This window comes from Marinomonas colpomeniae (assembly GCF_014803385.1).
Taxonomy (GTDB): domain Bacteria; phylum Pseudomonadota; class Gammaproteobacteria; order Pseudomonadales; family Marinomonadaceae; genus Marinomonas; species Marinomonas colpomeniae.
The window spans coordinates 144,136-157,320 of the sequence record NZ_JACYFC010000001.1 but is presented as its reverse complement, the minus strand read 5'-3'; the positions used below and the strand labels follow the sequence as shown (position 1 = coordinate 157,320).

At 40.0% G+C, this 13,185-nt stretch carries 15 protein-coding genes; 7 read left to right on the top strand and 8 right to left on the bottom strand.

All coding sequences use genetic code 11. The annotated features are described in order from the left end of the window. Positions 1-103: 103 nt before the first annotated feature. The 4 genes from IF202_RS00785 to zigA all read right to left on the bottom strand — a co-directional run bounded on the left by IF202_RS00785 (position 104) and on the right by zigA (position 3,936). Positions 104-1,447: a ribonuclease J gene (locus IF202_RS00785; RefSeq protein ID WP_206705336.1), complete on the bottom strand. Its 1,344-nt coding sequence runs from the start codon at positions 1,445-1,447 to the stop codon at positions 104-106. A gap of 142 nt (positions 1,448-1,589) precedes the next feature. Beyond that, positions 1,590-1,955, bottom strand: coding sequence for a DUF1304 domain-containing protein (locus IF202_RS00780; protein WP_191592967.1), 366 nt, complete (start codon positions 1,953-1,955; stop codon positions 1,590-1,592). A gap of 68 nt (positions 1,956-2,023) precedes the next feature. Continuing rightward, on the bottom strand, positions 2,024-2,731 hold the full coding sequence (locus IF202_RS00775; RefSeq protein ID WP_206705335.1) for a DUF1826 domain-containing protein: 708 nt from the start codon (positions 2,729-2,731) through the stop codon (positions 2,024-2,026). After that, entirely contained in the window at positions 2,728-3,936 is a 1,209-nt protein-coding gene (zigA, locus tag IF202_RS00770) for a zinc metallochaperone GTPase ZigA (RefSeq protein ID WP_191592965.1), read from the bottom strand. The genes IF202_RS00775 and zigA overlap by 4 nt, the downstream gene beginning before the upstream one ends. 183 nt (positions 3,937-4,119) lie before the next feature. On the opposite strand from zigA, the gene IF202_RS00765 reads away from it, so the two are divergent. The 3 genes from IF202_RS00765 to IF202_RS00755 all read left to right on the top strand — a co-directional run bounded on the left by IF202_RS00765 (position 4,120) and on the right by IF202_RS00755 (position 6,773). Beyond that, the gene (locus IF202_RS00765; RefSeq protein WP_191592964.1) at positions 4,120-5,073 is read left to right on the top strand and encodes a hypothetical protein; all 954 of its coding nucleotides are present in this window, start codon (positions 4,120-4,122) and stop codon (positions 5,071-5,073) included. Positions 5,074-5,095: 22 nt separating this feature from the next. Beyond that, a complete protein-coding gene (locus IF202_RS00760) occupies positions 5,096-5,617 on the top strand; it encodes an NYN domain-containing protein (protein ID WP_235963152.1) in 522 nt (173 codons plus the stop codon). 76 nt (positions 5,618-5,693) lie between these two features. Then, positions 5,694-6,773 (top strand): GGDEF domain-containing protein, encoded by a 1,080-nt coding sequence (locus IF202_RS00755; RefSeq protein ID WP_206705334.1) that lies wholly within the window; start codon positions 5,694-5,696, stop codon positions 6,771-6,773. On the opposite strand, the gene IF202_RS00750 is transcribed toward IF202_RS00755, so the two are convergent. Beyond that, positions 6,770-6,991 carry a VF530 family protein gene (locus tag IF202_RS00750; RefSeq protein WP_191592963.1) on the bottom strand — a complete coding sequence of 74 codons (222 nt, stop codon included), beginning with the start codon at positions 6,989-6,991 and terminating at the stop codon, positions 6,770-6,772. The genes IF202_RS00755 and IF202_RS00750 overlap by 4 nt on opposite strands. Positions 6,992-7,206: 215 nt before the next feature. On the opposite strand from IF202_RS00750, the gene IF202_RS00745 reads away from it, so the two are divergent. Further along, entirely contained in the window at positions 7,207-7,494 is a 288-nt protein-coding gene (locus IF202_RS00745) for an HlyU family transcriptional regulator (RefSeq protein WP_191592962.1), read from the top strand. 32 nt (positions 7,495-7,526) lie between these two features. Continuing rightward, the gene (locus IF202_RS00740) at positions 7,527-8,585 is read left to right on the top strand and encodes an alpha/beta hydrolase (RefSeq protein ID WP_191592961.1); all 1,059 of its coding nucleotides are present in this window, start codon (positions 7,527-7,529) and stop codon (positions 8,583-8,585) included. Here the strand turns inward: IF202_RS00740 and IF202_RS00735 are convergent. Next, entirely contained in the window at positions 8,563-9,396 is an 834-nt protein-coding gene (locus IF202_RS00735) for an SDR family NAD(P)-dependent oxidoreductase (RefSeq protein ID WP_191592960.1), read from the bottom strand. The genes IF202_RS00740 and IF202_RS00735 overlap by 23 nt on opposite strands. 115 nt (positions 9,397-9,511) lie before the next feature. Further along, on the bottom strand, positions 9,512-10,357 hold the full coding sequence (locus IF202_RS00730) for a LysR family transcriptional regulator (RefSeq protein ID WP_191592959.1): 846 nt from the start codon (positions 10,355-10,357) through the stop codon (positions 9,512-9,514). A 135-nt stretch (positions 10,358-10,492) separates the two neighbouring features. On the opposite strand from IF202_RS00730, the gene rimK reads away from it, so the two are divergent. Together rimK and IF202_RS00720 are read left to right on the top strand one after the other, a co-directional pair. After that, a complete protein-coding gene (gene rimK / locus IF202_RS00725) occupies positions 10,493-11,383 on the top strand; it encodes a 30S ribosomal protein S6--L-glutamate ligase (protein WP_191592958.1) in 891 nt (296 codons plus the stop codon). Positions 11,384-11,421: 38 nt separating this feature from the next. Further along, on the top strand, positions 11,422-12,441 hold the full coding sequence (locus IF202_RS00720) for a succinylglutamate desuccinylase/aspartoacylase family protein (RefSeq protein WP_191592957.1): 1,020 nt from the start codon (positions 11,422-11,424) through the stop codon (positions 12,439-12,441). Between the two features lie 316 nt (positions 12,442-12,757). Here the strand turns inward: IF202_RS00720 and IF202_RS17380 are convergent. After that, positions 12,758-13,185: hypothetical protein (locus IF202_RS17380; protein WP_456238040.1), on the bottom strand; the 428-nt coding region annotated here is incomplete at its 5' end.

Here is a 13,185-nt window from a genome sequence, read left to right as displayed (position 1 = left end):
GCACCAACATAAAAATATAAGTAAATACTTATAAGAAAAATAATTAAGACTTAGTAACCGAAGATATATGTAGGCCAATAGAAAAATATATATCTACCTTCAACTAACGAGATAAAGAAATTCGCCCAACAGACACTTGCTTTCGACGTATTTTCACGCTTGGCGCAAGTTCGTATATATCACCATTTCGACCAACGAGTTGCTGTGGAACATGACTCGACTTTGCGACTTTTCCATTCGCAATTAAATGCTCTGGCTCGCCATGAACAGGAACCGCTATTTGTGGTTGCACCCAAGTATAAAGTTGTTTTAATTCGTCCACGCAAGGATGTCCACTCACATGGATCGGTAACTCGGTATCCTGCTGTTGCAAGGTACGAATTTTTTGACCTTTAAATTGTTCAACTAAGCGCATAATGGCATCTTCGTTTCCAGGAATCATCATCGCGGAAAAAATCACTAAGTCATCTGAGTTTAGCGTTAAATCAAAACAATTCCCTGCGGCAAGACGATTTAACGTCGCCCTTGGCTCGCCTTGACTGCCTGTTACAACAGCCAACACTTCTTCACGTGGTAAATAGCCCATGTGAGCTGCGTCAATTAAAGGTAAGTCGCTTGGCCAATGTCCTGTCGCTTTCGCCGCGCCAACCATGTTAATCAGAGAACGACCCACCAAAGCAAGATAACGTCCTGTTTCTTGCGCTACTCGACCTAATGCCACCAACCTCGCCACGTTACTACTAAAGCAACCAACGACAACACGATTTTTCTCTGGTGCGATGATGGCTAATAACGCCTCATAACAATCAGACTCAGACACTGAATGACCATCTCGTAATGCGTTGGTGGAATCACACATCATGGCGAGAATGTTTTCTTTTGCGAGTACACTAAAACGAGCAGAAGAAAAACCTTCTCCAATAATTGGCTTCTTATCGATTTTCCAATCACCCGTATGAAAAATTTTTCCTACAGGTGTTTCAATTGTCATCGCAAAAGGTTCTGGAATCGAATGCGTTAACGACAGCCAAGTCACATTGAATACGCCAATTTTTTTCGTTTCATTGTCTTTCACTACAATAACTGGCACTTCATCAGCCAAGCCGACTTGAACCAATTTACGACGAAGCACTTCAGCGGTAAACGCTGTGGTGTAAACAGGACACTTGAAGCGTCGCCATAGTGCAGGCAAGGCACCCACATGGTCTTCATGGGCGTGGGTAATAACTATGCCAGCAAGACGTTCTTTTTGTTCGGAGATAAAACGAGGATCGGCACAAACTACTTCTGCAGTATGGAGGTCATCTGGCTTTAAGGGTTCATTAAACGATACACCGCAATCTACCATTAACCATTGTCCATCATGGCCGTAGAGGTTCATATTCATACCGATTTCGCCGGTGCCGCCTAAGGGCAAAAACCACAAATCGTCTTGTGATGGGATCAAAGATGAAATAACTGACTCCTTGTTAGTATTTCTACTTAATGATGATTCATATATAAAAAAACGTACTATAAACAGTTGTCTATAGTACGTTTTTTTAGAAGAAAAATCTTTTCGTCAAAACACATCTGATCCAGAGGTGACGTTACCCAAGAAGAAACACACTTAATAGCGCTAAAATTGCAGGAACACCTTGTATAAATATGATGGTTTTTTTCACAGTAAAGCTGCCATAAACAGCTGCAACAATCACACAAAAAAGAAAAAACATTTGAAGCTGTTGGGCGAATTCATAATTCGTATTTAATAAGCTAAACACTAATCCTGAGGCTAGAAAACCATTATAAAGACCTTGGTTCGCCGCAAGATTTTTAGTCTGCTCCGCCAATCCTGCTTCCATACCAAATACTTTCAAGGTTCTTGGCTTTGTCCACATAAACATTTCCAGAATCAAAATATATAGGTGTTCAACAGCAACAAGGGCAACTAACGCAATAGTAAGAAAATGCATATATTTATCAGTCCATAAATAAAACAGAATGCATTGTATAACACAGCGAGAATCAAACCATCCATGAACTAAAGATCAATAAAATCCAATGTTAGTAATAAACGATGCTCGCCTGCAGGAAGCGGTGGGGAGCGATGAATCAATCCTGCACCTTCGTTCCCTTCCCAGAACTCTCCTTTCAACAAGGCAACATCTCCTCGATTTAAACACTGAATATCACTTAGGTCATGAAACAGACCAGATATGTCATCAGGCTTACCCTCACTTCCAGCTCCCAGTTTTGTTCGATCAACCAGATGATTTGGCAACCAGTCGGTTGCAATACCTTGATAGGTAGAAACAAGCCGACATGGAATTTTATCTACATGAAACCTAGGGCACATAGCTTGATCCATAGAAGTCAGCCTGACACCCGCTCGTTTGAGATCAAACAAACAACAAAACATGTCTATCAACTGAGCCATATCTTCCACTAAAGGTGCGATGTTTTTTTCTGTCCCTATTGCTTTGCGGAGTTCCTCATGCGCATTTTTAGCGGTTATAGCCAGCATGGTTCGCTTCATTTCATTTGTGTTTATAAAGTCGTCTACCGCTGCGATTAACTCAGCAGAAACGTCTCGTTTCCAAATAGCGATATTCGTATCATTGCGATAAATATCGGTCAGTACTTCTGGATCGTTGCGCTCACTGACACGACGAAATAAAGGCTCGGGCGAACCGCAACATTCTTTTGTTTGATCAGTCACCTCTTGATCAATTATCGCAACAGCACTCACGTTCCTTCTCTCCATTCATCAAAAGGATCACTTAAGGTTTGCCAGAATGCTTTTCCTTTGAATAATTCATCATCCGATAACAAGCACTCTTCTAATGCCGACGTCATAGCCGTTTGGTCCAACTTCTGGCCAATAAAAACCAGCTCTTGACGCATGTCGCCAAAAGGCTCCACCCATTGTTCCTTTATAGAAGCCAAATACTCTTCGTCAGTAGGCCATTGCGCCTTCGGAACCGATTTCCAAAACATACCACCAAAACCATAACGCGCAATACCACCGGCTTGATTCCATTGGCCCGCGAACTCTGGTCGGGTCGCCAGCCAAAAATACCCTTTCGAGCGAATCAATTTTCCATAGCGTTCTGTATTGTGAAGAAACTTATGGAATTTTTCAGGATGAAACGGGCGTCGAGCTAGATAACTAAAGCTGCTAATGCCATATTCTTCCGTTTCAGGAAGATGCTCACCACGCATTTCTTTTAGCCAACCGGGTGCTTGTTGAGCTCGCTCGAAGTTAAATAACTTGGTATTCAATACGGCATCTATGTCGACATCGCCCTTCGAAATAGGAATGATTCGAGCGTTAGTATTGAGTGTTTTCAGAATCGCACTGAGTCGCTCGACTTCAGTCACGTCAACTAAGTCAGTTTTGCTAATTAAAATGACATCAGCGAATTCCACCTGATCGACGAGTAAATCCGCTACACTGCGTTCGTCTTCCTCACCCAAAGATTCCGCAGTGTCTTGCAAGGATTGCGCTTCGTCATAATCTTTTAGAAAATTCACTGCATCCACAACCGTTACCATGGTATCCAAAGTAGCGACATCCGATAATGAAACACCATTTTCATCTGCAAAGGTAAAGGTTTCTGCTACAGGTAATGGCTCAGAAATCCCCGTTGATTCAATCACTAAATAATCAAATCGTCCCTCTTCTGCTAATTTTCCCACTTCAACTAATAGGTCTTCACGTAAAGTACAGCAGATACATCCATTACTCATTTCCACAAGCTTTTCATCACTACGATTAAGTGACACATCATTCTGTACAATCGCAGAATCTATATTGATTTCGCTCATATCATTGACGATAACCGCCACTTTCTTACCTTGACGGTTATTTAAGATATGACTCAGCACAGTGGTTTTTCCTGCACCAAGAAAGCCTGAGAGCACGGTCACTGGCAAAGTTCTTTTGGGAATCATTTTATCGCTGCCTTTATAGATATATCGAATTAGTCTATTTATGTTATAACATAACAATAATTAATTTCAATTATTCCATTCCAGCAGACTTTATTAGTTTTTATTTGCATCCCTTTCACAGGACACTTAACCTGACTGCTTATTGTGATTTACAACACCAACTTCAACTCACGAGTTAATATCTTGAATCGTCTCATAACAAAGATCAAAGACAACAAAGTCGGCCTATTAATGTCCTTCTTTGTACTTTTCAGCCTTATTATTATAGGTATCTACGCCATCAAACACTTTGGTACCCAGTACGCAGCAGAAAAAATTCAACAACAATTAGAAAGCTCAGGACTAACTCCGTTTGTGCATTATCAAGGTATTCATTTTAATCCTTTCACTCTAACGCCTTCCCTTGAAGACGTTAGTTTTGGTCTGGAAAGCGCTCCTTGGCTAAAGTTTGCACGAATTTCGTTTAATCATTATCCGATTAAATACCCAAGCTTAGATGTCGATTTTTGGATAAAAGAAAGCTCAGCTTCTAGCCTTTCTCGTGATACTTCTCGATGGATGCGTGCGGTTGGTATAGAAACGCTATTAGGCAAAGGATCTTTTGTCTCAGAAATAGAGCGTAATACGTCATCAGAGCAATTCACAGCAGCATCTAATTTAGTATTAAATATCAAAGATGTTGGACGTGTTTCATTTTCTAGCCAAATAAACCTACTAGATACAAATTTATCCATGACGGAGCTGCGTACGGATCTACTGGCTTCTGTAGCACTAGGACAACCCGAAGCAATTTTTATTATTCATGGTGATAATGTTGAGATTAGCAACTTAGATATACGTTACCAAGATGCTGGAATGATGAAGTACTTATGGCCAAACACGCCAACAACACAAACGGATAAGTCAGCATTATTAAGTAAGCTTCAAATCAGTAGCCAAGACTTAGGTTTAGCTCAAGCCTATTCAGTAGAATCAAAACACATAGCCGATACTGTCTTAGCTTTTTTACAATCATCTACCTCTTTAAACTTGGCATTGTCTCCTTCATCTCCAATCAGTCTGAAAGAAATCTCCTTAATGGCTGGCGACAATAACTTATACCAAGCAAGTAAGATGACACTGTCTACTACGCCTTAATCAAATACACGTTAGGATATCTATGAGTACTGTCTCTACAAACAACGCCGCTACGAGCAATATGAATGGAAGCAATGTCACTATTTTAGTTGATGTGCAAAATGTTTATTACACAACCCGTGATACGTTCAAACGCCCTTTTGATTACAACAAATTTTGGGCGAAAGCGACTGAAGGTCGAAATGTTGTTAAAGCCATTGCTTACGCCATAGACCGAGGTGATGAAAAGCAGCGTCAGTTCCAAAATATTCTTAGAGCGATTGGCTTTGAAGTAAAACTAAAACCCTTTATTCAGCGCTCAGATGGCTCTGCAAAAGGTGACTGGGATGTCGGAATCGCTATTGATGGCATTGAATATGGTAAAGACAGTGATGTGCTTATTCTAGTTTCTGGCGATGGCGACTTTGGATTGCTAGCCACCACATTAAGAGACAAATATAAAACCAGAGTAGAAATCTACGGAGTGGAAGCCTTAACCGCACAGTCTTTAATCCAATCTGCTGACGATTTCACTGCAATTACTCATGATTTATTATTAAAATAAGTAGACTTAGACTGAACCTTTCAAAGACAATACTGTATAAATAATAAGCAAAACAATCATTTAGCATAGAGAATAAATGGATACTCAAAGGAACTTACAATTAACCGACGCAAAAAACACGCTACATAAATGGCTAAGCCTTTTTACTGGTGTCATTATTGTTCTTTTCGGTATGTTAAATATTACAGTATTACAACAGCTTAACATTGGATTAGTTGAGTTATTTTTTGGTTTGTTGAATCTTTATTTCTTTGTAATGGCCGTCCAAGATAAAAACCATAAATGGCACATATCAATACATCTTTTTTCGATTAGCATTACAGTATTATATACTTTTTACCATGCCGATTTACGCGCAGGATCAATTTATTGGTTGCTTCTAGCACCGGCTATGTTTTGTCTCTTAGCAGGGGCAAGGCTTGGTTTGATTTACACAATTTCACTCTCTTTCCCTATATTTATAATTTTATTTTTAAAATCGGATTCCGATAATAATATCCCCTATCGATCACTACTCAACTTCACTTTAGCCTATTATTTAACATTCCTTATTTGTTATTTTTATGAATCACAACATATGAAAAATAATATTTCGTTGCATAAAATGGCATTTGAAGACCCTCTAACAAAAGCTAAAAATCGTCACGCATTGAGATTATTTTTTGAAGAGCATAATAAAAAACAAGAAGACTCACAGTATAAAGAAGACAACACTCAATTATTGATAGTCGATATCGACCACTTTAAAAGTGTAAATGATGAGTTTGGTCACGATGTAGGTGATGCGGTTTTGGTCGATATGACAGCATTACTTAAAGAAAGCACACCGAATAACCATGTTTACCGCATTGGTGGAGAAGAATTTCTTATTATTCTTCAGGACAATACAGCGGTTCAAGCTTACGATTTTGCGGAGAGTATTCGAAAGAAAGTTGAAGACAATGAGTTTCACATCAGCCCCCACAATATTCAAATCACAGTGAGCATTGGTGTTACTAATCTAGAAAAGAATCAAAATTTCAGAGAGTTCTTACGAAATGCAGATAAAAACCTTTATTCTGCCAAACACTTAGGCCGGAATCTTGTCCATCATGATGCATTTGATAATGACAAAGTAACTTCTAACTCACCATCATCAATACAACAAATAGCCTAAGTAAAAGAGGTTTCTAAAAACAAAGCTTCAACTTTGTCTCTCGCCCAAGGCGTTTTACGTAAGAATTTTAGGCTGGATTTAACCGACGGGTCACTTTTAAAGCAGTTAATATTGATCCGAATAGCCAATTCTTCCCAACCATAATGCTCCACTAAATCGGTCACAACTTTTTCTAGTTTTATACCGTGTAATGGATTGTTGGCTTGCGTTTCACTCATATAAACAGATTCCTATTATTCAATTTTCTATTTAACGAGAGTATACAGCAAGAACAAACAGACGGTATCTTCATCGATATCAATATTTTCTGAGTCTCTGAGATTCCTAAGACTGTTCTTAGAAAAGAAAACATCATACGATGGTGTTTGACTAATGACGCCGTTCCCAGAAGAATAGTCTTGGAAATAGTGCAACACATAGGAGAATGTTAACAATGGGTATTTTATCAAGCCTCAAAGGCTTATTTTCAGCAACAGAGAGTGCACCAGAGAAAGCCGAAGAAACAGTAGAATATAAAGGCTTTGAAATAGTGCCAGCACCAATGAAAGATAACGGACAATTTAGAGTAGCGGCAATCGTCACGAAAGGTGAAGGCGAAGAGAAAAAAACACATAATTTCATCCGTTCCGATTTAATAGGTAGTCGTGATGAATGCATTACAATCACTCTACGCAAAGCCAAACTTACCATTGATCAGCTTGGCGATAATTTATTCAAATAATGCTATCTCCTTAACACAATAGGAAAGCCACTATGAGCGCACCAATAGGACAACACTGGAAACAAGTAAATGATTGTGAAGACCTATTGGGGGCCAATTTTCGTGCTCGTACTTTTGAATTATCTGGATTAAGAAGTTCTGGCCAAAAAAGCCAAGTACACACTACGCTAATTAATCATATTGGTCGGCCTAGGACTCCTAAAGCGATTTTGTATATACACGGTTATACAGACTATTTTTTTCAAACAGATCTAGCTGAATACTTTATCAAGCTTGGTTATCGTTTTTATGCCGTCGACTTACAAGGTTATGGCCGCTCTCTTCGACCATCAACTCTACCCAATTGGTGTGATTCAATTGAACAGTACGGACAAGATTTAGACATTGCTTTAGCAACCATGAAGCAAGATGGCATGAAAAACGTTGTAATGTTAGCGCACTCAACAGGCGGCTTAATTGCTTCCTCTTACCTCGCACAGCCTTACTCCCTCTCTGATAAAGAAAGCCATTACAACAAGCCATTTCCTAACGTGACAGGACTAATGCTCAACAGTCCCTTCCTTGCGTTACCATTTTCACCAAAATTACTTAATAGTATCAGTTGGCCTATTCGTGCGATTGTGTCCGCACTGCCTTTTATTCTATTAAACAGTAAAAAAGCTAATACCTACTCAAAATCATTACACACTAGGTTTGGTGGAGAATGGGATTATAGATTGGACTGGAAACCTGCAGAAGGTTTCGGATTATCTTTCCATTGGTTGAGAGAAATCATTCATGCTCAGCGTGATCTTGCTAATCAGAAAATAACCATTCCAACCTTAATGTGCAGATCTGAAATTAGCACCATTGGCAAAAAAACAGTTTCTGAAATACAGCAAGGTGATGGTGTATTAGACGTAGATAGCATGCAAGAGGCCGCTAATAGGACGTTCAAAAATCTAACCTGTGTAGCGATTCCACAAGGTTTTCACGACTTGTTTTTATCCAAGCAAGTCGCTCGTGATTTATACCTATCCAGCATGGTAAAATGGCTTAAAAATCTTAACGAAGAAACTAATGAGCACACTAAGCACCTTGACGAACCATAATTTTGTCCAATAAAAATGCAGGTAAAAGTCGTTTCATTATCGCCGCGCCATAGGTAGGTATTGTCACGTAATAACGTACTTTAGGACGCGGTGACTCTAGTGCATGGATTAATTTATCTACCACAGCACTAGCTGGTAGTGTATGTGATGACGCAGGCCCTTCTGTCGACAATCGAGTAATCGCCTCTTCATAGCCTTTTTTATGACGACTACTTTCCATGTCGATATTATTCTTCAAAGCCACTAGAGCATTAGCTCTAAATCGACTCTCGATAGGGCCCGGCTCTATCAAACTCACATGAATCGGCGTGTCTGATAATTCTAAGCGCAAAGTATCGGTCAAACCTTCAATGGCAAATTTACTCGCGTTGTATGCCCCGCGAAACGGAGCAGCCACCAAACCAAGCACAGAACTGTTCGTCACAATACGGCCATAACCTTGCGCTAACATCACTTTAAGTACTTTTGTTGTTAGCTCATGAGTACCAAAAAAATTACTTTCAAATTGCGTTCGTAACGCCTCAACAGGTAGATCTTCCACTGCCCCTGGTTGCCCATAAGCGCCATTATTAAACAGCGCAAACAATTGGCCATTAGTAATTGCCAAGGTGTCTTCTAAGCCTTTGGAGAGAGAAGCGGAATCAGCTAGATCCAATTGCACAACGTGTTTGATACCTTGTGCTTTTAACGCTTCTACATCTTCTTTTTTACGGCAACTCGCCACCACAAAAAAATCACGTGCTTGCAGCATTCTAGCGGCTTCAAGCCCAATACCGCTGGAACAACCTGTGATTAAAACTGAATACTGCATAAGAGCCCCATAAATAATATATGTTGTAAGTTGTTCAAACTAAAAAATAACCTTTATTTTAACTATGCTTATCTATAGCCACTTAGTTACCATTCTGCCATTGTCACCAAGCATGTTAATGGGATAAGTAAGGGAAAAGCTGAATCGCTTGTTCAATGATGTCGACTTTTTGGCTTTTCGCTAAATAAATGGCAAATATTTCTCGGGAATAAACTGGCGCGTCTTCAATAATAAACAGCTGATTTTTCTGTACATATTCAAACGTCATTTGTCTTGGTAAGTGAGCACTTCCGCCCGCCTCCAATATGTAGTTTAGTGCAATTCTAGGCTGACTCATACGATGCTTTGCTGGCGGAGAATCTTGAAATGCTCTCATATGTTGTATGTTTACCGATTCACCATAATCCACCATGACATAGTTTTCTAACTTACCTACACCATCATAATCTGGGTCAGTAGTCACTAAATGCAAAGGCACGGTAGCCACTTTTTCAGTCACAAAATCTTCGATAAACGGAGGTTCAAACACAAACGCAATGTCGATGACTCGGCTAATCACTTTTTTATTTAACTCTGTGGTTGAATAAGTGCTCGTAAATAAACTCACGTCTTCTAAGTTTCGATGAATTTTTTGCAACCAGTCTTGTAGCACGATATCCCAAATGGACATCATCGAACCGATGGTTAATTGATGGGTGTCGTTTTCGGCAATGCCCACATCATGTTTGGTTTTTTGCCACATAAAAACCAACTCATTGGCGTGCTTTATAAAGCGGTTACCTTCTGGTGTTAACTTCAAATGCTTATGGCTACGATCAAATAACAAGACACCTAAATCGTCTTCTAACAATTTGATTCGAGCGCTCACAGCAGACTGAGTAATAAAGAGGTTTTCAGCCGCAATCCTGAAATTTAATGTCTGGCTAACTTCTAAACATGTCTTTAATAACTCAATTCTCATAAAACCCCCACCAATCAATTATTTTGATCGAACACACCATAATATATCGTTTTGTTGTTTGAACGATCAACTATACACTGCGCTTTATCAACCTGACAGCCTTATTTAAGAGGCGAAACGACAAAGGAAAACACTATGAGAATTGCCATTTTATCAAGAGGTCCAAACCTTTACTCAACCCGACGCTTGAAAGAAGCTGGCGAAGCAAAAGGGCATGAAGTTGATATTATCGACACCCTACATTGCTACATGGACATTACCAGTAGTCGCCCAACCGTACGTTACCACGGTGAAGAATTACCTCGCTATGATGCCATTATTCCACGCATCGGCTCGTCTATTACGTTTTACGGTACGGCAGTTGCTCGTCAATTCGAAATGATGGGAACGTTTAATGTCAATGACTCACTTGCTATCAGTCGTTCACGTGACAAACTGCGTTCTTTGCAATTGTTATCTCGTAAAGGCATTGGCCTTCCACGTACAGGTTTTGCAAGCAAGCCAGATAACATCAAAGATTTGATAAAAAATGTCGGTGGCGCACCGGTTGTTATTAAACTGCTTGAGGGAACTCAAGGCATCGGCGTTGTACTTGCGGACACAACCAAAGCCGCAGAAGCCATCATCGAAGCCTTCATGGGATTAAAAGCCAATATCCTTGTACAAGAATTCATTAAAGAAGCTGGCGGATCTGACATTCGCTGCTTAGTTGTTGGCGGTAAAATTGTTGCCGCAATGAAACGCCAAGGTGCAGAAGGTGAATTTAGATCAAACCTACACCGTGGTGGCAGCGCCGAGATTGTTAAATTGACTCAAGAAGAGCAAGACACAGCGATCAACGCAGCCAAAGCAATGGGCTTAAACTTCTGTGGTGTTGACTTACTTCGCTCTCAAAATGGCCCTATGGTGATGGAAGTAAACTCTTCACCGGGATTAGAAGGCATTGAAACAGCAACAGGCGAGAATATCGCTGGTATGGTTTTCGACTTTATAGAACAAAATGTAGATTTACCAAGAGATCAATAAGCACCATAGATTATTGAGAAAGTAAGTAGGAGAAGATCATGGCTATATTATCGATAGGTGAATTTGACATCGCGCCTGGGGAAACGAAGAAAATCGAACTACCCGTTGCCAAGCTTTATACAGGAGCGGATGTTTCCTTGCCGGTTTACATTACTCGGGCAAAAAAAGATGGCCCGACTATCTTTATCAGCGCGGCAGTTCATGGTGATGAGTTAAATGGCGTCGAAATTATTCGACGCCTAATTAACCAAAAGAACTTCAAACTGACCAAAGGCACCTTAATTGCTGTGCCTATGGTGAATGTTTATGGTGTTGTGAATCAAAGCCGTTACATGCCAGACCGAAGAGACTTAAACCGCTGCTTCCCAGGTTCAGCAAAAGGCTCTTTAGCTGGCCGCGTGGCTTATACGTTTTTGAATCAAATCGTTAAACACTGCGACTATGGTATTGATCTGCATACAGGTGCGATCCATCGATCTAACCTGCCACAGATTCGTGCCGATTTATCTGATGTAGAAACCAAAGAACTTGCACAAGCATTTGGTGTACCCGTGATATTGAACTCAAATATCATTGAAGGTTCTTTACGAGAAGCCGCCGAAAAACACAAAACGACAGTTTTGCTTTATGAAGCAGGCGAAGCACTTCGTTTTGATGACTTCTCAATTTTGGCAGGTATTAAAGGCATCACAAATGTATTGCAGTATTTAGGCATGGTGCGTAAATCATCAACGCGTAAAAAGGCAATTACACCTTTTGTTGCCAACGGCAGCCAATGGTTACGAGCAAATGCCAGCGGTATTGTGAACAACCATTTTAAATTGGGTGATCAAATCAAGAAAGGCGACACCCTAGCGAATATTGGTAGTCCATATGGCGACATCATTGGCTCCGTTATCGCGAATCGAGCAGGGATATTAATTGGTCAGCAAAACATCCCGTTAGTACAAGAAGGCGAAGCCATGTTCCACATCGCCTACTTTACGGAAGATGACGAAGACATTGCTGAAGAAATAGAAAACGCACAAGACACCTTGTTACCAGAAACTGATGTCTAAATAAAAAAAGCCCGTATCAAACGACACGGGCTTTCTTACAATTGTCTACGAGGGAGGCTTATCACCCACGATCCAAGTAGCTCACAATTCCATTATAGTTAAACTTTTTCTTGGTTTCTAGCATGCCTTCACGGCTAAAGGTATTCAGTAATAGCTGAGAAGATGTAAAGTAGGTATAGGCAGTTGTTAAGTGTCTTTTCGCCAATTATTTTTAAGTATTCTAATACAGTTACAAAGGGAGATGCCGTCTTTCGGTTACTAGACAATACTACTTCTGCTGTGCCGTTACCTATCCTTTCGCATAGAAAGCGCAGTATTATCCTTCAAAGAATGTGACTGAGTTTGCCAAACATTGGTACATTACCTTCTTCCAGTGGTTAGCAAACTGTCCTGAATCTATTAGAGGTTGGAGGTTAGCATTCACAAAACCATTTTTGATTACTTGAGTCGTAGCTTGTGGGGCAACCCCAAGAATAACATCTACAAAAGCATTTTTTTGGTCAATAACTTCACTTAAATGTTTGCCTGCTTCTAAGCTGTATCGATTAGCTAAATCTAAATTATTGAAGTGGTTTTCAGCTCTATTTTTTTCCGCTTGACTCCAAGTCGCAGGGCATTGGACATAATAAACAACAGCCCCATCATCTTCATCAATGTATTCTGCATATACCCATTGTTCCTGATAAAAAATATTTTTATCAGCATAAGGATGAATAGCCTGATTGTCCTCTATAATGGCATAAG